General features: G+C 70.5%; 18 protein-coding genes. 8 read left to right on the plus strand and 10 right to left on the minus strand.

Features of this window, described 5'->3' with window-relative positions; translation table 11 throughout:
• Positions 1 to 195: 195 nt before the first annotated feature.
• From AAH991_RS33680 to AAH991_RS33715, 8 genes are all read right to left on the minus strand, one after another.
• A complete protein-coding gene (locus AAH991_RS33680) occupies positions 196 to 1,053 on the minus strand; it encodes a haloalkane dehalogenase (protein WP_346229968.1) in 858 nt (285 codons plus the stop codon).
• A gap of 11 nt (positions 1,054 to 1,064) precedes the next feature.
• The gene (locus AAH991_RS33685; protein WP_346229969.1) at positions 1,065 to 1,442 is read right to left on the minus strand and encodes a pyridoxamine 5'-phosphate oxidase family protein; all 378 of its coding nucleotides are present in this window, start codon (positions 1,440 to 1,442) and stop codon (positions 1,065 to 1,067) included.
• Positions 1,439 to 2,254, minus strand: coding sequence for an NAD(P)H-binding protein (locus AAH991_RS33690; RefSeq protein ID WP_346229970.1), 816 nt, complete (start codon positions 2,252 to 2,254; stop codon positions 1,439 to 1,441). The genes AAH991_RS33685 and AAH991_RS33690 overlap by 4 nt, the downstream gene beginning before the upstream one ends.
• Before the next feature lie 111 nt (positions 2,255 to 2,365).
• Positions 2,366 to 3,187, minus strand: a complete 822-nt coding sequence (locus AAH991_RS33695) for a carbohydrate ABC transporter permease (protein ID WP_346229971.1) — start codon at positions 3,185 to 3,187, stop codon at positions 2,366 to 2,368.
• Positions 3,184 to 4,173, minus strand: coding sequence for a carbohydrate ABC transporter permease (locus AAH991_RS33700; protein ID WP_346229972.1), 990 nt, complete (start codon positions 4,171 to 4,173; stop codon positions 3,184 to 3,186). The genes AAH991_RS33695 and AAH991_RS33700 overlap by 4 nt, the downstream gene beginning before the upstream one ends.
• 113 nt (positions 4,174 to 4,286) lie before the next feature.
• Complete coding sequence (locus AAH991_RS33705; RefSeq protein WP_346229973.1) at positions 4,287 to 5,564, minus strand: sugar ABC transporter substrate-binding protein; 1,278 nt, start codon at positions 5,562 to 5,564, stop codon at positions 4,287 to 4,289.
• Between the two features lie 30 nt (positions 5,565 to 5,594).
• Positions 5,595 to 7,301, minus strand: a complete 1,707-nt coding sequence (locus AAH991_RS33710; protein WP_346229974.1) for a carbohydrate-binding protein — start codon at positions 7,299 to 7,301, stop codon at positions 5,595 to 5,597.
• A gap of 145 nt (positions 7,302 to 7,446) precedes the next feature.
• Complete coding sequence (locus AAH991_RS33715) at positions 7,447 to 9,405, minus strand: glycoside hydrolase family 127 protein (protein ID WP_346229975.1); 1,959 nt, start codon at positions 9,403 to 9,405, stop codon at positions 7,447 to 7,449.
• A gap of 221 nt (positions 9,406 to 9,626) precedes the next feature.
• On the opposite strand from AAH991_RS33715, the gene AAH991_RS33720 reads away from it, so the two are divergent.
• The 4 genes from AAH991_RS33720 to AAH991_RS33735 all read left to right on the plus strand — a co-directional run bounded on the left by AAH991_RS33720 (position 9,627) and on the right by AAH991_RS33735 (position 11,744).
• On the plus strand, positions 9,627 to 10,643 hold the full coding sequence (locus AAH991_RS33720) for a LacI family DNA-binding transcriptional regulator (RefSeq protein ID WP_346229976.1): 1,017 nt from the start codon (positions 9,627 to 9,629) through the stop codon (positions 10,641 to 10,643).
• Between the two features lie 62 nt (positions 10,644 to 10,705).
• Positions 10,706 to 11,092 carry a hypothetical protein gene (locus AAH991_RS33725; protein WP_346229977.1) on the plus strand — a complete coding sequence of 129 codons (387 nt, stop codon included), beginning with the start codon at positions 10,706 to 10,708 and terminating at the stop codon, positions 11,090 to 11,092.
• A complete protein-coding gene (locus tag AAH991_RS33730; RefSeq protein WP_346229978.1) occupies positions 11,089 to 11,559 on the plus strand; it encodes a MerR family transcriptional regulator in 471 nt (156 codons plus the stop codon). Before AAH991_RS33725 ends, AAH991_RS33730 begins: the two co-directional genes overlap by 4 nt.
• Entirely contained in the window at positions 11,556 to 11,744 is a 189-nt protein-coding gene (locus AAH991_RS33735; protein WP_346229979.1) for a hypothetical protein, read from the plus strand. The genes AAH991_RS33730 and AAH991_RS33735 overlap by 4 nt, the downstream gene beginning before the upstream one ends.
• 27 nt (positions 11,745 to 11,771) lie before the next feature.
• Here the strand turns inward: AAH991_RS33735 and AAH991_RS33740 are convergent, their stop codons facing one another.
• Positions 11,772 to 12,515: a neutral zinc metallopeptidase gene (locus AAH991_RS33740; RefSeq protein WP_346229980.1), complete on the minus strand. Its 744-nt coding sequence runs from the start codon at positions 12,513 to 12,515 to the stop codon at positions 11,772 to 11,774.
• A gap of 277 nt (positions 12,516 to 12,792) precedes the next feature.
• Between AAH991_RS33740 and AAH991_RS33745 the strand changes: the two genes are divergently transcribed.
• Positions 12,793 to 13,299 (plus strand): hypothetical protein, encoded by a 507-nt coding sequence (locus tag AAH991_RS33745; protein WP_346229981.1) that lies wholly within the window; start codon positions 12,793 to 12,795, stop codon positions 13,297 to 13,299.
• Positions 13,300 to 13,561: 262 nt separating this feature from the next.
• Positions 13,562 to 13,699 carry a hypothetical protein gene (locus tag AAH991_RS33750; RefSeq protein ID WP_346229982.1) on the plus strand — a complete coding sequence of 46 codons (138 nt, stop codon included), beginning with the start codon at positions 13,562 to 13,564 and terminating at the stop codon, positions 13,697 to 13,699.
• 257 nt (positions 13,700 to 13,956) lie between these two features.
• Here the strand turns inward: AAH991_RS33750 and AAH991_RS33755 are convergent, their stop codons facing one another.
• Positions 13,957 to 14,160 (minus strand): cold-shock protein, encoded by a 204-nt coding sequence (locus AAH991_RS33755; protein WP_346229983.1) that lies wholly within the window; start codon positions 14,158 to 14,160, stop codon positions 13,957 to 13,959.
• 821 nt (positions 14,161 to 14,981) lie between these two features.
• Between AAH991_RS33755 and AAH991_RS33760 the strand changes: the two genes are divergently transcribed.
• Both AAH991_RS33760 and AAH991_RS33765 read left to right on the plus strand, forming a co-directional pair.
• Positions 14,982 to 15,347 (plus strand): hypothetical protein, encoded by a 366-nt coding sequence (locus AAH991_RS33760; RefSeq protein WP_346229984.1) that lies wholly within the window; start codon positions 14,982 to 14,984, stop codon positions 15,345 to 15,347.
• 193 nt (positions 15,348 to 15,540) lie between these two features.
• Positions 15,541 to 17,007: NB-ARC domain-containing protein (locus tag AAH991_RS33765; protein ID WP_346229985.1), on the plus strand; the 1,467-nt coding region annotated here is incomplete at its 3' end.

The following is a 17,007-nucleotide window of genomic DNA, read 5'->3' on the forward strand; positions in this document are numbered from 1 at the left end:
CTGCCGGGAATCCGTGTCGCACCCGCCCGATCGCGGAGTCCCGCCCGCCACGAGAGGCGGGCGGGGCTCCGCGTGCCGAGGAAGACCGTATTGGAGGGCACCGACAGTTGCGACCTGTCCCGGCGTCCACGCCCGACGTCGCCTCCGATTCCCGGCAGCGGGCCCGGAACCCTTGTCGGCCGTGGACGCGGAGCGTCAGCGGAGCGCGTGCGCCTTCGCCCAGTCCACTATGGCCGCGGCGATCAGCTCGGGGTGGTCTTCGGGCGTGTGGTGCCCCGCGACCTCGTCGAACCGCCGGATCTCGAGGGCGGCCATGGTGGCCGCGCACCAGTCGATCATGTCCTCGTGCACCATCGTGCCGGGTCCGGGCGCGAAGGCGAGCAGGAGTTTCGGCACCTCCGGACTGGCGGCCAGCCACTCGTCGTACGCCTCCACGCGTGCCACCACGTCGGCCGGCTCACCACCGAGCGGCATCGAACGGGCCCATCGCAGCAGCGGCAGGCGACTCTCCCTGGTCGGGTACGGCTTGCGGTAGACGGCCAGGTCGTCCTGGTCCATGGGGCCGGCGACGGTGCCCGGCAGTCCCTTCAGGAAGGCGTCGTCGTCCAGGATCATCTTCTCGCCGACGCCCTCCGTCTTGATCGCCGCGAACAGCTCCCGGCCGCCATCGGGGAACTCCTCCCAGCTCATCGGCTTGACGATGGTCTCGGTGAAGGCGATCCCGCGTACCCGATCCGGATGACGGGAGGCCCAGTCGAAGGCCAGGGCGCCGCCCCAGTCGTGCCCGACGAGGACCACGTCGCGAAGGTCGAGGGCGTCGAACCAGGCGTCCAGATAGCGGGCGTGATCCGCGAAGGTGTACGCGATGTCGGGCTTGCCGGACTCACCCATGCCGATCAGATCGGGGGCCAGGCGGCGGCCCTCGCCGACCGCGGGGATCACGTGCCGCCACAGGTGGGACGAGGTGGGGTTGCCGTGCAGGAACACCGTCGGCGCCCCGGAGCCGGTGTCCCGATAGTGGATGGTGGAGCCGAGGACGTGCTGAACAGGCATGACAGAGCCTTTCAAAGGTTGAGCTTCGTGATGCGATCGACCGCGATCTCGATGACGATCCGCCCGGGTGGGTCGGGCGGCGCCGTGCCGTACCGCCCGGCGTAGCGGCGCGCCGCCTCGCCGACGCGGCCCGGGTCGTCGTGCACGGTCGCGGAACCTTCGAGCGTGACCCAGCGGAACCCGTCCACCTGACAGAGCGCCGCCCGGCCGCCGGAGGCGGCGGCCAGGTTGCGGGCCTTGACCGAGGAGGCCACGGTCAGCACGCGGGCCAGGCCCGCTCGGGGATCCCAGGTGAAGCGCACGGCCACCACGTGCGGCGAGCCGTCAGGGCGGAGGGTGGTCAAGGTCGCCACCGCCGGCTCGGCCAGGAACGCCTCGATCGGGCTCACCGGAAGGCGGCCACGTTGCGTACGGCCCAGTCGGCGAAGGACCGGGGAGCGCGGCCGAGGACGCGTTCGACGTCCGGACCGGCCCGCCGCTCGGCCTCCAGCGGCTCCCCCAGGATGGCGAGCGTCCCCTCCACCACCTGCTCGGGCATGAAGTGCAGCATCTGCGCCCGCGCCTCCTCCCGGGTCTGCTCGGTGAATCGCACCGGCGTGCCCAGCGCGTCCCCGATCGCCGCCGCGCGTTCCCGCGGCGTGGTCGGGGCGGGGCCGGTCAGTTCGTAGACGCGGCCCGCGTGCCCGTCCTCGCGCAGGACGGCCGCGGCGACCTCGGCGATGTCGTCCGGGTCGACGGTCGGCAGGCCGACGTCGCCGAACGGAGCGGCGATGGTACGGCCGCCGCGTACGGACTCGGCCCAGGCGTAGGCGTTGGAGTGGAAGCCGCCGGGCCGCAGGATCGTCCACTCCAGGCCGGACCGGCGCACCGCGTCCTCGAAGGCGGCGGGGTGGCCGTAGAACTGCGGCCTGGTCCCCGCTCCCTGGGAGGACAGCAGGACGACCCGGCGTACCCCGCCGGCCCGGGCGGCGTCGAGGATCGCCTGCGGGTCCTGACCGGCCACCAGCAGGAACAGCGCGTCCGCTCCGTCGAGGGCGTCCTTCAGCCCGGCGGGGTCCTCCAGGTCGGCCCGCACGTGCCGTACGCCCTCGGGCAGTGCGGCGGCCCGCCGGGAGACGGCGGTCACCCGCTCGCCCGCGGCGGCGAGCAGCGCCACCAACCGGCCCCCGACGTTTCCGGTGGCGCCCGTCACGACAATCATGGTCGCTCCAATAAGTTAGTTGGCTGACTTACTGGGAGCAACCGTAGCGGTCGGGGGTCCGCTTGTCGACTCCCAGTCAGTCGCCCGACTGACTCACTTTCCCGGTAGCGCTCAGTCCTTCACCGCGCCGGCGGTGACGCCCGCGGCGACGTATCGCTGCGCGATGACGAGGAGGACCGTGGCCGGGATCGAGGCGACGACCGCGGTGGCCATGATGGCGTTCCACTGCTGGTTGTTGTTGCCGATGTAGTGGTAGATGCCGAGCGTGATCGGCTGGTGGCCGCCGCCCTGGTCGAGTGTGGAGGCGAAGACGAAATCCGACCACGCCCACAGGAACGCGAACAGCGACACCGTGATGACCGAGTTGCGGCTCACCGGCAGCACGACCGACCAGAACGTGCGCAGCACGCCCGCGCCGTCCACCCGGGCCGCCTGCAGCAACTCCTCGGGGATGCCGGACATGAACGCGGCGAGGATCAGCACCGCGAACGGCACCGCCAGAGTGGAGTCCGCCACGATCAGCCCCGGCACGGTGTTGAGCACACCCGTGGCGAGGAAGATGGCGTAGAACCCCATCGCCATGATCACGCCGGGGATCATCTGGGCGATCAGCAGCAGGAAGCCCAGCACGCCGCCGCCGCGCGGGCGCAGCTTCGCCAGCGAGTACGCCGCCGGCACCGCGATCACCAGCGTCAGTGCCACGGTGCCCAGCCCGACGACCAGGCTCACCCCGAGGTACGGCAGCTGCTGCTCCAGGACCGCGCGGTACCCCTCGAGCGTCCCGTCCACCGGGAACCAGTACGGCGGCGTCTTGCGCATGTCCTGGTCCCGGGTGAAGGACACGTTGATCATCCAGTAGACGGGGAACAGCATGAGGGCGGTGAACACCACGCCCAGGCCGGTCCGCCACCAGCCACGCCCGGTCGTCCTCATGCCGCCCCCTGCCGTCGCTGCGCGCGGATGTAGACGAGACCGAAGACCAGCGCGATCACGATCAGCAGGTTGCCGACCGCCGCGCCCGGCCCGAAGGAGGGCAGCAGATTGCCGAAGCCCAGCCGGTAGGACCAGGTGGCGAGCGTCGTGGACGCGTCGCTGGGCCCGCCCTTCGTCATGATCCAGATGATGTCGAACACCTTCAGCGTGTAGACCAGCCCGAGCAGCAGCGTGATCGCCGAGACCGGCCGCAGCAGCGGGAACGTCACCCTCCAGAACCGCTGCCAGCCGGTCGCGCCGTCCAGCTCGGCCGCCTCGTGGATGTGGGACGGGATCGCCTGCAGGCCGCTGTACAGCACGACGAGGTTGAACGGGATCCCGATCCAGATGTTGGCGATGGTCACCGACCACAGCGACCAGTCCGGCGACGTCAGCCAGTTGACCGGGTCGATCCCCACCGCCGCGAGCACCGCGTTGACCACGCCCGACTCGCTGTTGAGCATCCACGACCACGTCGAGGACGACACGATCAGCGGCAGCAGCCACGGCACCAGGAACAGCGCGCGCAACGTCGCCGACAGCCGGAAGCTCCGGGTGAAGAACACGGCCAGGGCGAGCCCGATGGTGAACTGGAAGGCCAGCGACACCACGGTGAACACCACCGTGTGCCACAGCGCCGGCCCGAACGTCGCGTCGCGGACGACCTTCGCGTAGTTGGCGAGCCCGGTGAACGGCGCGTCCCCCTGCACGAACGACCGCACCGTGTAGTCGCGCAGGCTCAGGTCGACGTTGCGGTACAGCGGGTAGACGTAGAACGCGAGCAGGTAGACGACCATCGGCGCGAGGAACGCCCAAGCCGCCCACCGGCCCGATCGCCGTGCGGGCGCGCGGTGGGCGCTGCCGGCCCCCTGGGAACGTGGCGCCGGGACCCGCACCCGCCGGCTCTCCCCGGCGCGCGGAGGCGGCGTCTGTGTTGCGTGTTTCATGCTTTCCTTCGTCTGACGAGAGGGCGGGCCCGGACGCTCCGGGCCCGCGCGCCGCGCCTGCTGAGCCGCGCCTGATGAACCGTGCCTGATGAACCGTGCCTGATGAACCGCGCCTACTGGATCGCGCTCGCCGCCGTGGCCTGGGCGGCCGTCAGCGCCTCCTGCGGCGGCTGCGACCCGCTCAGCGCGGCCTGCATCGCCTTCCACATGGGCTCGGAGATCTTCGGGTACTTCGTGCCGAGATCATCGCTGGTGCGGCCCTTGGCCGCCTTGACCGCCTCCACCCACACCTTCAGCTCGGCATTCCGCTCGACCTGCGTGGCCTGGACCTCCTCGGTCGGCGCGATGTACGACAGCGTCGTCGTGGTGGTCAGCGAGTTGCCGGTGCTGGCCAGGCACGTCACCAGCTTCTGCGAGGCGACGTAACGGGCGATGTCCTTCTGCACGGGCACGCTGACGAACTCGCCTCCGGTCGGCGCCGGGGCGGTGCCGCCACCCTTGGCGGGGATCGGGATGATGCCGTACTCGAAACCGGTCTTCTTGGCGTTGGCCAGCTGCCAGGTGCCGTTCTCGCCGAACGCGAAGTCGCCGGTCGCGAACTCCTGCCAGCTCGTGGTCTGGGTGTTGTTGATCACCGAGGTGGGGGCGTACCCCTTCTTCACCCAGTCGGTCCACAGCGACAGCGCCGCCACGCCCTCCGGCGAGTCCAGCTTGGTGAGGTTCGCGCCCGCGCCCCAGAACCACGGCAGGAACTGGAAGCTGCCCTCCTCGGTGCCGATGGCGGAGAACGTGATGCCCTTCTTGCCCGCCGCCTTCACCTTCTCCAGCGCCGCCGTCAGCGACGCCCAGTCCTTCACCGCGGCCGCGTCCACCCCGGCCTTCTTCAGCACCTCCTTGTTGTAGTAGAGGGCGAGGGTGTTCGCCCCGATCGGGACGCCGTACGTCTTGCCGCCGATCTGGCCCGCGGCCAGCAGGTTCGGCGAGACGGCCGAGGTGTCGATCTTCGTCTCGTCGGTCGAGGTCAGCACGCCCGCCTCGGCCAGCGTCGAGACGACCGGGTTGTCCACGATCAGCACGTCCGGCGAGTTGCCCTGCTGGGCCGCCAGCAGCGCCTTGTTGGTCAGGTCGGTGGTGTCGTAGGCGGTCCGCTTGACGGTCACCCCCGCCTGCGTGCCGCACTGGGTGAGCAGCTTCACCCAGTCGGAGGAGTCGTCGAACTGCGGGTACGGGTCCCAGATCGTGTAGGTCCCGCCGCCCGCGGCCCGGCCCGCGCCCGCCGGGGCGCCGCCGTCACCGCCGGACGACCCGGAGCACGCGGTGAGCCCACCCGCGACGGCGAGGACCACCAGGCCCAGGCCGGCGGCGCGCCGGCCCCTGTCGAGGCTTTCCATAGCGTTCTTCCTTTCGATGTCCGGCGCGGCTCAGGTCAGCTGGATGTAGTCCAGCTCGGCGTAGCCGGTGCCGCCGGCGAAGTTGGGGGACCCCTTGGCCAGGCGGATCACGTTGTAGCCCGCCCGCAGGTTGACCGTGGTGCCGACGGTGGCGCCGAACTGGCCCCAGGCCGCGGTGGGCGGGTAGCTGACCGTCGTCCAGGCGCCGCCGTTGTAGGCAAGGCCCTGCGTCGCGGTCGCCCCGGTGGCGTTGGCGTAGCCGATGGTCATCGTGTACGCGCGGGCCGTCGGCACGTTCACCACGAAGTCGACGTAGCTGTCGGTGCTGTGCGTGCTCGTGTTGTTGTCGATGCGGCCGACGTAGCCGCCCTCGGACGCGCTGGAGCTCGTGAGCCGCTGGGCGCGGAAGACGGCGGCGTTCTCCGCCTCGTACCGCTGCTGGTAGGACGGCACCCCGCTCACCGGCTGGATCACCAGGTTGTAGGCGCTCGTCGCCGACATGTTCGGCACCGAGACGCTGATCTGCCCGTTGCTCACGGTGTACGTGCTCGTCGAGACGGTCGTGGGCGCGGTCACGGCGGTGAAGCGGCCGCTCGCGGGGGTCGACTGCAGGGTGACCCGGACCGAGGAGCCCAGTGCGCCGATGCCGGTGACGCGGACCGTGTTGGTGCCGGACTCGTTGCCGAAGACCACGTTGACGATCTTGCGGGTGGCGTCGTAGGAGGCGAAGCCGTCCAGCCCGGTCTGGGTGGCGGGGGTCGTCGTCACCATGCGGCCGGCCATGTCGCCGTACCACTTGTACAGCCACCACGTGCCGGTGGGCTGGCTGTTGTTGACGACCAGCCCGTTCAGTGTGCCGTACTCGTACCAGAACGCCCGGTGCGCGGACTCGACGCCGCCGCGCTCCAGCTTGGCCACGTAGCTGGCGATCCGGCCGGGGACGTCGACCTCGCTCGTCGCGGCGTACTCGTTGATGGAGATGCGCCGGGGGCTGATGCCGAGCGAGCTTTCCAGCGCGCGGTAGTCGGCGATGTGCGCGGCGATGGCGGTGGGGTCGCCCAGCTCGTGCCAGCAGATGACGTCGGGCAGCGTGCCCGTGGCCTTGGCACTGCTCAGGAAAGACGACAGCCAGGAGCGGTTGTAGTAGGAGGTGCTCGGGCCGACGATCGGCGTCGTGCTGTCGAGCGCCCGCACGGCCCGGTAGGTGCGCGTCCAGCCGTCGTTGAAGGACCCGGCGGCGGAGGTGTTCCACGTCCAGTCGGGCTCGTTCCACAGCTCCCACCCGATGACGTTGGTCACCGAGGTCGCGTTGAGACGGGCGCGGACCATGGTGTCGACCTTGGCCAGCCAGTCGTTCCAGCTCACCCACCCGTACGGGAAGTTCGGGTAGATGTCCGGCATCCGGATGAACTCCCCGGCGCCGACGCGGGTGGCCTGCGGGGCCACGAGCAGTGAGTCGCCTCCGGGCGGCTGGCCGTTGGGCCGCTGTCCCACGCCGGGGGCGGGCTGGGTCAGCGAGTTGAGTTTCAGCGGCAGCAGCGTGGAGTCGGCCGGGCGGCCGTTCTCCGCCAGGCCGTACAGGCCGCCGGCGGCGACATGGGTGACGGGCCGGAAGGGCTGGGCGACGTTCACCGTGAGGGTGGCGCCCGCCGCGCCGGCGGGCGTCAGGGGGACGAGCGCCGTGGTCAGGGACACGGCCAGCGCGGACAGCAGGACCGCGCTTCGGGGTCTGCGCATGAACGACCTCGCTCTTTCTGTAGCTCAGGTGGGGGGTAGAGCAGGAGGTGAAGCGGGACCGTCCCTCCCCGAGCCGGCGGACGCCGTGGACGGTCCCCATGCGGGCGGGCCGGACCGGAACTCTGCCGGGGCCGGCCCGCCGCGGTCATCCGGCGGCGGCGACCGGGATCCAGACCCGCATCGGGCCCTCGCTCCGGTTGCCCCACAGGAAGTACGGCACCGCCGTGAGCGTGAGCGGCGTGACCGCCCGCTCCCGTCCGGGTGCGGCGGTGTACAGCGAATCGCCGGCGTCGGCGACCAGTCCGCGGGCGGTGAGGACGACCGGGACGTCCGGCAGGTCCTGCCGGTGACCCGCCGTGATCGGAGCCCCGGGGTCGAGCCGCACGTCCTCCAGGACCGTGCCCGGCGGCAGGTCGGCCTGCTCCAGGCAGTACACGAGCGGGCCGCGCGCCAGGGCGACGCACCCGCGCACCGCGTCGACCCGTGGGTGGGCGGCCACCTGCCGGACGGACATGTCCAGGTCGAGGACGACGGTCGTGCCCGGCGTCCAGGCGCGGGTCAGCCGGACGTAACCGTCCCGAACGGGCGCCCGGACCGGTTCACCGTCGACGCTCACCGTGTACGCGGCGCACCAGGCGGGCACGCGCAGCGCGAGTGCCCAGGGCGCGTCGGCCTCGGAGGTCACGGAGGTCACGGCCAGCTCGACGCGTCCCTGCCAGGGGTAGGCCGTGCGCATCTCCACGCGGCGCCCGTCAGGGGTGGTCAGGGTGGCGTCGCCGTACAGGTGGATCTGCAGGCCGCCCTCGTCGGCGGTCGCCAGGTAACCGGGCAGCGAGGCCATGAGACGGGCGATGTTCGGCGGGCAGCAGGCGCACGAGTACCAGGGCAGGCGGCGCGCCGCCGCCTCCTCGCCCGTGCTCGCGTGCCCGGTGCGCACGTGCAGGGGGTTGGAGTAGAAGAAGTGCCTGCCGTCGGACGACACGGCGGCGGCGACCGCGTTGTACAGCACCCGTTCCATCTCGTCGGCGTAGCGGGCCCGGCCGGTCGCGAGCAGCAGCCGCCAGTTCCACTGGAAGCTCGCGATCGCCGCGCAGGTCTCGCCGTAGGCCCGGTCGGGCGGCAGCTCGTACGGGTCGCCGTAGGCCTCCTCGCGGTGGCGCGAGCCGTGCGCGCCGGTGACGTAGGTCCGCGAGCGGAAGGCGTCGGCCCACAGCCGCTCCGCCACGTCCAGCAGCGCCAGGTCGCCGGTCTCCACGGCGACGTCGACCACCCCGGCCAGCAGGTACAACTGCCGTACGGCATGCCCGGTGACCTCGCGGACCTCGCGTACCGGCTGGTGGTCCTGGTAGTAGCGGGGGCCGAACCGGCCATGGCCGAGCAGGCCGCGCCCGCGCAGGTCGAGGAAGCGCCGCGCCAGGTCCAGGTACGGCCGGTGGCCGGTCACCCGGTACAGCTCGGCGAGGGCGGTCTCGACCTCGGGGTGCCCGCAGACCTCCTCCACTCCGTCCGGGCCGAACCGCTCGACCAGCAGGTCGGCGAACCTCCGGGCGACGGTCAGCAGCTCGGGGCTCACCCCGGCGCGGGCCGCGGCCACCGCCGCCTGGAAGAGGTGGCCCGCGCAGTACAGCTCGTGGCTCCAGTCGGGCCTGGCCCACCGCTCCTGCGGCGCGACGACGGTGAAGTAGGAGTTGAGGTAGCCGTCCGCCCGCTGGGCGCGGGCGAGCAGCGCGGTCGTGCCGTCGACGAACGACCGCAGGCCGGCGTCCTCGGGCGAGGTCGCGAGCTGCCAGGCCGCCGCCTCCAGCGTCTTGTGGACGTCGGAGTCCGCGAACCACATGCCGGCGAACTCGTCCTCGGACTCGCCCGCGGCGGCGCGGAGGTTGCCGATGTTGCCGCTGCCGTGGAGGTTGTCCACGCAGTGCGGCAGCGTGTCCTCGGCGTTGCGCCGCCGCCACCGCCCGAGCAGACCGCCCGCCCCCAACCGGGCCTGGCCGAGGCCGAGCGGCCGCAACGCGGACAGGGCGCCCGGAGTCGGGGTGACGGGCCCGGCGGTCTCGAGGCCGGGTGCGTCCGGGACGGTGTCTGACAGCTTCTGCTGGGTCATTCCTGATCTCTCGTGTCGTGACGCGGGACGTGCGAGACTCCGCCGGGGACGACCGGGCGGAAGGAAACCTAGGAAAATAAGGAAAACGGTTGCCGGAAAGCTATCAACGGCCTCCCGGGCCGTCAATAGCGGGTTTCGCCCGCGTTACACGGGGTCGCCGACATCGGAACGGTCCGGCGATACAGTGGTCTGAGGCAACGCCATCGGAAAGTGGAGGAAACGTGGGAAAACTGGAGCGTCACGCCACGATCGCCGACGTCGCGGCACTGGCCGGGGTGTCGGTGGGCACGGCCTCCAAAGCGCTCAACGGACGAGGATCACTGCGGGAGGAGACCCGCATGCGCGTCCGTGAGGCCGCACGGCAGCTCAGTTTCGAGGCGAACGCCGGTGCCCGCAGCCTGCACTCCGGACGCACCTACACCGTCGGAATGATCACGACGGACACGATCGGGCGGTTCAGCATCCCCGTGCTGATCGGCGCGGAGGACGCGCTGGGCGCCGGGGAGATGTCGGTCTTCCTCTGCGACGGACGGGACGACCCGATCCGCGAGCAGTACTACGTCAGGACGCTCCTCAGCCGCCGGGTGGACGGGATCATCGTGACCGGCCGGCGGACCGAGGCACGCGCGCCGATCGCCGCGGACCTGCCCGTGCCCGTGGTGTACGCGTTCATCAGTTCGGCCGACCCCGGCGACTGCTCGGTGGTCCCGGACGAGGCGGGCGGCGCCCGAAAGGCGGTCGAGCACCTGCTGGCCGTCGGCCGCACCCGGATCGCGCACGTCACCGGGCCGGAGCATCACAACTCCGCCCGGGTGCGCGCGGCGGCGGCGCTGGAGCGGCTGGCGCAGGACGGGCTGGAGGTGGCCGCGCCGCCGCTGTTCGGCGGCTGGAGCGAGGCATGGGGACGCCAGGCCGTCGGCATCCTGCTGGCGGGGCGGGCGGAGTTCGACGCGGTCTTCTGCGGCAGCGACCAGATCGCCCGGGGCGTGTGCGACGCGCTGCGCGCCGCCGGCCGGCGGGTGCCGCAGGACGTCGCTCTCGTCGGCTTCGACAACTGGGACGTCATGACCGAGGGCTGCCAGCCGCCGCTGACGAGCGTGGACATGAACCTCGAGGGCCTGGGCCGGGCGGCGGCCGAGATGCTCCTGGCCGCCATCAACGGCTCCCCCTCCCCCGGCCGGCATGCCCTGCCCTGCCACCTCGTCGTACGCGAGTCGAGCGCCGTCCCGCTTCCGTGAGCGGCGCGGCACGAAGGCCTGGGGTTGCATCCGGTACCCAGGTACAGGCTTACCGTCGACGCATGACCCGAGACATCGTCATCGACCAGAAATGGGTGCCGTCCGCGTGCACGCTGCCCACCGCCGAGCAGCCGCTGCGGCTGGCCGAGTTCGACGCGTTGTTCGCCGAGGCGGTCCGGGCGGTCCGGCGCGAAGAGCGTGAGCGACTGCGGCTGGAACTCGTCCCCGCCCCCGAGCACGCCGCGCGAGCCGCCGGGCTGACCGTCCGGGAGAACGGCTGCTGCTCCTTCTTCACCTTCACCCTGACCGTCGCCGACGGCGGCCTGACGCTGGACGTGAGGGTTCCGCCCGAGCACGTCGAGGTGCTGGACGCGCTGCAGGCCCGCGCCGAGACGGCTCGCGAGAGCAACCGCACCGGTGCGCCCGCCGGGGTGAGGAGGCCGGCGTGAAGCAGGACCTCGTGCTGCGGGGCCAAGGCGGGTCGTACCTGCGCAGTGGGCAGGTGGCCGAACTGGCCGGGGTCAACATCCAGACCCTGCGCTACTACGAAAGGCGCGGCCTGATCGCCGAACCGGCGCGCAGCCCCGGCGGCCACCGCGCCTACCCGCCCGAAACCGTCACCCTGCTGACGGTGATCAAAGCCGCGCAGCGGCTCGGGTTCACCCTGGAGGAGGTGGCCGAGTTGCTCGACACCGGCAGGCGCCGCCACCCCACCCCGGATCTGCGGGCCCGCGCTCAGGCGAAGATCGCCGAGGTGGACGCGAAGATCGCCGATCTGACCACGATCCGCCACGCGCTGACCCGGGTGGTCACCGCCGGATGCGACAGCCTGACTCACTGCACCTGCCCCGACTGCCCGCTGCCCTTCGCCGACCTGGCCGGCGGCCGCACCCCCGAGGAGACAGCTGACCTGTGAGCATCCACGACCGCCGCCGTACGCCGGTCGCGGTCCCGTCGGCGCTTCCGGCGGGGCGGCCGGCGGAGCCGGTCGCGGTGTCGCTCACCGCCGCCGCTCATGCGTCGAAGGACCGCCCGCAGCGGCGGTGGGGGGTGCGGCCCAGGCCCGTCCGGCTGCGGATGCGGCGGCTGCTGACCCTGTGATCACTCGGACGGCACGGGAATGCGAGGTCAGGCCACCTTGGCGGACGGCGCGGTCCACGTGTTGCAGGTGCCGGGGTCGGCGGTTGCGAAGCCCTGCCCGGCCCAGTAGGTGATCGATTTCCTGCTCCCGGTGTTCTTGCCCGCCCACTCACGCATGTAGGCGAGCATGTCGTCCCAGTCCTCGCGGCCACGGTGCAGGGACTTCCAGGCACTCCCGACGAAGGCGCTCGCGAGGCAGAGGTTCTGCAGGTTGTGTCGCCGGTACCGCTCGGCCGATTCCGCCTTGTTGCTGTGAGGAAGCTCGTCCAGGGCCCGGGTGATGCCGGCGAGGTTCTGAACGTGCTCGCCGTAAAGCGAGGTCGTCAGGAGGAACAGGAACAGGTCGCCGGCACCAAGGAGGTCCTTGTCCAACACGATCTGCATCACGCGGGAGGAGTCACAGTAGTAGCCGCCCCAGTCGTTCCACTTCGTCCCGCAAAATCTCGCCGGCGCCTTGGTGGCGTACACGACCTTGGGTGTGGACCACTTCAGTCGCGCCGCCGTGAATTGCCCGGCCCAGGTCCGGTTGAGACAGGTGAGGACCCCGTTGAGATGACTTCTCGCCGACTTCGGATCGAGCCTCTTGATGGGCTTTTCCGCACAGGCGGTGGTGGGCAGGGCCCCTGCCTTGTACAGCGCGTTCTGCGTCAGCGTCTTGCTTTTCACGGGGCGGGCCGCGGCGGAAGCCACCGGAACGAGCACCACCGCCACGGCGGAGGTGAGCGCGATCATGGTCTGTTTCACGTGCGACGAGACTACAGCTCACACAAAGCCGCGAGCAGAGCGATTCTAGACATTTCCCGAATCATGCTGCGGCTTGTGACAGCGCGTATACCCATGCTCGTGTCCGGCCGTTCCACGAGTTCCGGGCACTTGCGACGTTTCCGGCGAGGCGCGCCGTCGAGAACCACCAGGTTGAAGAGACATTCCACCGGAGGGAAAGAAACCACATCAGGCCGCGTCCGGCACCGTTGGCTCTCATGCGATTACTCCATGTAATCTCCTGGCCATGACAACGATCAATCGGGGGACGCTCCTGGAGTTGGTCCGCAATCGCCCCCTGCTCGCGGCGGAGCTCCTCGGGGACGCCCTGGCCGCCGGCGACGAAGAGCCCGCCGATGGGGGAACCCTCCTGCGGCGATTCCCCCGGCCGGAACTCACCGGCACGGACGAGCCCGCCTTGGCCGCCCGCTACCGCGAGATCGTGGCCGACGCGCGCCGAACCCGTGCCCACCGGGCGGAGACAGTGTTCGAGGGGTTGATCGCGTTCCTGCGTGCCCGCATCGCCGAGGATCTCAACCAGCTGGACAGGTCCGCCGACGCCGGGGAGCCGGACTCGCACAAAGTGGAGCGGGATCTGACCGCGAAGCGGGACCGCGTGGATTTTCTGGAGTCGGTGCTCGTCGGCGAGCTCTACTTGGCGCTCGAGGAACACGCCCAGGCGGAGCACCTGCTGAAGCTGGAGGCATCGGCGTACAACTGGCACACCGACTACCAGGACAAATGGCGGCCATGAGGCACGGCCGTCTGCCCGTCGACCGGGCGGGTGTGAGCAGCGGGCGCATGCCGACCGGAGTCCTCGCGCCACCCCCCAGACCACCGGGACGGAGCGCGGCGGTGACGACGACGTCGCTTCGAGACCACAGGTTGGTTGTGACCATCTCGGCGAGCAGCACATACTGGATGGAATGAAACCAGCCAGCGGCGCGTCCCGCCGTCACCTGCCCACAAGTCCCTTCAAGCCCCCGCCTCCTGCCCCGCCTGTCGAGCAGTTCAGCGTGAACGACCAGGTCACCCATGATCGGTACGGTCTCGGTGTGGTCGTGGACGTAGAGGAGGGGGTCGCTGTGATCGTCGATTTCCGGTCACAGCAGGAACGAATCCCGACCCCATACAAGAAGCTGCACAAGCTCTGAGAGAGCTGCGCCGTAGGGAAGCGCGTCGCACGAGTACGGCTCCGCCGGCGGTATGCCGGCGGGCGTCCACGCGCCGGCGCCCTCCCTCGCGGCCAGAATCCGAATCTCCAGCCGCCCTCGCGAGAAGCGCACCTGCCCGGAATGGGCAGCGGCGCCTTGCAGGATCGACGAGGTGCGGCACGAGGGAGCGTCTGCCCGGACATGAGTCGGGGCCCGCGCTCGACGAGCGCGGACCCCGAATCAGATGCGGGCCTGCGTCAGGCGGGCACGATGTTCTCGGCCTGGGGGCCCTTCTGGCCCTGGGTGATGTCGAACGACACCTTCTGGCCCTCGTGGAGCTCGCGGTAACCCCGGGCGGCGATGTTCGAGTAGTGGGCGAAGACGTCGGGGCCGCCGCCCTCCTGCTCGATGAAGCCGAAGCCCTTTTCCGCGTTGAACCACTTCACGGTTCCGATAGCCATGTGAATCTCCTTTATCAGGGACCGAAGCGAAATCCGCACTGCGCAGATTCCGTGTCGCCGGATGAGGCCCCCTCCGGAGATGGCCGGGAAAACAGAAATGCGCCTGAAGGTCACATACCGTCAGGCGCACACAAGTTTCATGGGTACCACAACTGCAACGTTCTGAACGCTACCACACGCCCTGGGGTGACGCGTGCAGATCTTTGCTGTCCCTTCCGCGAGCCGGGCGGTTCAGGATGCCGGGCAGCGGTGGCGCGCGTCGCGGTTCGGGGAGCAGCAGACGACGGCTCAGGTGACGAACCGGCCGGCACGCAGCCAAATCCCCCGCTGCACGTCCAGCCGGCGGACAGGGCCTCCCCCGCGTTCTCCAGTCGCAGCCCAGGCCCGAGCGCGCCTCGTAGTCCGGCCGCAGGCACTGTGACTCGGCCGCGCGATAGCGCTCGAATCCGGTAGCAGTGGCAAGTGCATGAGACTCTCGGGCCTGGTCGTTACAGTGGGACGCGGTCCCTGCCTGCTATCACCGGGCAGGGGCCGCACCCGGCCTCGTCGAGCGGGTTGCCGAAGCCTGATGATCACCGCTCCTCCCGGATCCTGCCCGGACGCCGGGCAGTCGTGGTGGCCCAGAATCTGTAGCGCGCCCCGATCGGACAGCGACGAGATCTCACCGCATCCGACGCTTCCGAGGTCGCTTTCCCCCTTACCCCCTACGACGGCCAGAGATGGGATGCGTCCTTTTCCAGACGGAAACACCACGCCACAATGCAAAGAGGTGGATCGTCGGCGGATCGGTGGCGGGCGTGCCGCGGCCGGGGAGGGACGATATGTCACAGAAGTGGAAGATCTCGATCATCGTGTTGGCGGCGGTCGGAGTGATCTCCACGCCTCTGATCTGGCTATTGGACGATCCCAATGCGGGGCAGCTCACCGGAGCCTCCATCCAAGCCGCCGTCGGCATAGCAGCTCTGGTCTGGGCGCTGTTTCAACACCCCTTTCAGCACCCACAGAAAGGTACGAAGGACACGGCCGTGGGAACCGGAAAGGCCCGCGCGACCGGTGGAGGGACGGCCATCGCGGGCATCAAGCGCCCACAGGGCCGGGGAAGCGGGTCGGCGAGGGCGGAAAACACCGGGAACGCCACCGCTGACGGCGACGGCAGCAGCGCCGTCAGCGGCATCGACTACAGCTGACAGGCTGGCCTGACCAAGCGGAGGAAGGAATGGTCGCGTGGCCAGGGAAGACAGACACCCGGAGCGCGCCGTAAAAGCCGCCGCTTCTGTGGCGGCGACTGATACTGGAGACGCCATGGCCGCGTCCGGGGCTACGGCAGTCACCGGCTACCGCGGTCCGGAACCGGGATCTGACGGCGTCCCCGCTGTCCCGGTGCGGGTGTCCAACACCGGAGACGCGAACGCGGCCGAGCAAGCGGTGGCCAACACCGGCTACATCGGCGCATTGACCATCGTGCAGCAGCGGGGGCCCCGTCAGCCGGCCTCCTGGCCGCACCAGGTCGGTGTCATCCCCTCCCGGGCACAGTCCTTTCAGCACCGCAGCGAAGCGGAGAAGCTGAGGACGATGGTCGAGGGCGGCGGCACCGCAGTACTGAGTCAAGTCCTGACCGGCATGGGCGGGGTGGGCAAGACCCAGCTCGCCGCCGATTACGCTCTCGCCGCATGGGACGACGGCAGCGTGGACGTTCTGGTGTGGATCAGTGCGAGTTCCCGCTCGCTTGTCGTGACTGGCTACGCGCAGGCCGCCGTGGAGCTGTGCCGGGCGGACCCCGATGCTCCCGATGAGGAAGCCTCGCGGGTCTTTCTGGCCTGGCTGACGCCGAAGGCCGGGGCGACGCCATGCCGGTGGCTGATCGTCCTGGACGACGTCGCGGACCCTGACGACCTGCGCGGCCTGTGGCCGCCGGCCAGCCCATACGGCCGTACGCTCGTCACCACGCGCCGCCGCGACGCCGCTCTGAGTGGAGAAGAGCGTCGCTTGATCAAGGTTGGCCTGTTCACCGAGGCTGAAGCCGTCGCCTACCTCACCGCAGCCCTGGCTGCCCACGATCGCTACGAGCCTGCTGATCAGCTCACCGCGCTAGCTCGCGAGCTCGGATACCTGCCCCTGGCCCTCTCCCAGGCCGCCGCCTACCTCGTCGATTCCGGAGAGGACACGGCCGCCTACCGCGCACTGCTCGCGGACCGAGCCACCACACTCGCCGACACCGCCCCCGACCGGCTCCCCGATGACCAGGCCATCCCTCTCGCTGCGGCCTGGTCCCTGTGCATCGACCGCGCCGATGCCCTCCGCCCCGCCGGCCTGGCCCGTCCCATGCTCCATCTGGCCTCCATGCTGGATCCCAACGGCATCCCCCAAGCCGTCCTCACCAGCCGGCCAGCCCTCAGCTATCTCTCGGAGCACCGTACACAAGTGGGCCAGAACACCGACGGGAAGCCGAAGTCAGCCACTCTCCAGGATGCGGTGCGAGCCCTGCGGGCCCTGCAGCGGCTCAGCCTCATCGACCACGCCACGACCACCCCTCACCAGGCCGTCCGGGTTCATCAGCTCATCCAGCGAGCCACCCGCGAGAGCCTGCCTGCCGACCGGCACGACCAGCTCGCCTGCACCGCCGCCGACGCGCTGGAAGCCGCGTGGCCAAAGGTCGAACGCGACACCGTCCTAGCTCAAGCCCTGCGCGCCAACACTGACGCTCTCACCCGCATCGCCGAAGACGCACTCCTCCAGTCCGGAGTCCACGACGTCCTCCACCACACCGGACGCAGTCTCGGTACGTGGGGCCACGTCACCACGGCCCTCTCCCATTTCCAGCGCCTGGCCGGCAAGACCCGGGACCGC

The organism is Microbispora sp. ZYX-F-249 (genome assembly GCF_039649665.1).
Classification (GTDB): Bacteria; Actinomycetota; Actinomycetes; order Streptosporangiales; family Streptosporangiaceae; genus Microbispora; species Microbispora maris.

Bases quoted from the DNA above. Each gene is read 5' to 3' on its own strand.
- AAH991_RS33725 (WP_346229977.1), top strand. From the start codon at position 10,706: ATGACCCGAGACATCGTCATCGACCAGAAATGGGTGCCGTCCGCGTGC.
- AAH991_RS33690 (WP_346229970.1), bottom strand. From the start codon at position 2,254: ATGATTGTCGTGACGGGCGCCACCGGAAACGTCGGGGGCCGGTTGGTG.
- AAH991_RS33740 (WP_346229980.1), bottom strand. From the start codon at position 12,515: ATGATCGCGCTCACCTCCGCCGTGGCGGTGGTGCTCGTTCCGGTGGCT.
- AAH991_RS33705 (WP_346229973.1), bottom strand. From the start codon at position 5,564: ATGGAAAGCCTCGACAGGGGCCGGCGCGCCGCCGGCCTGGGCCTGGTG.
- AAH991_RS33710 (WP_346229974.1), bottom strand. From the start codon at position 7,301: ATGCGCAGACCCCGAAGCGCGGTCCTGCTGTCCGCGCTGGCCGTGTCC.
- AAH991_RS33745 (WP_346229981.1), top strand. From the start codon at position 12,793: ATGACAACGATCAATCGGGGGACGCTCCTGGAGTTGGTCCGCAATCGC.
- AAH991_RS33680 (WP_346229968.1), bottom strand. From the start codon at position 1,053: ATGCCTGTTCAGCACGTCCTCGGCTCCACCATCCACTATCGGGACACC.
- AAH991_RS33715 (WP_346229975.1), bottom strand. From the start codon at position 9,405: ATGACCCAGCAGAAGCTGTCAGACACCGTCCCGGACGCACCCGGCCTC.
- AAH991_RS33695 (WP_346229971.1), bottom strand. From the start codon at position 3,187: ATGAGGACGACCGGGCGTGGCTGGTGGCGGACCGGCCTGGGCGTGGTG.
- AAH991_RS33700 (WP_346229972.1), bottom strand. From the start codon at position 4,173: ATGAAACACGCAACACAGACGCCGCCTCCGCGCGCCGGGGAGAGCCGG.
- AAH991_RS33755 (WP_346229983.1), bottom strand. From the start codon at position 14,160: ATGGCTATCGGAACCGTGAAGTGGTTCAACGCGGAAAAGGGCTTCGGC.
- AAH991_RS33760 (WP_346229984.1), top strand. From the start codon at position 14,982: ATGTCACAGAAGTGGAAGATCTCGATCATCGTGTTGGCGGCGGTCGGA.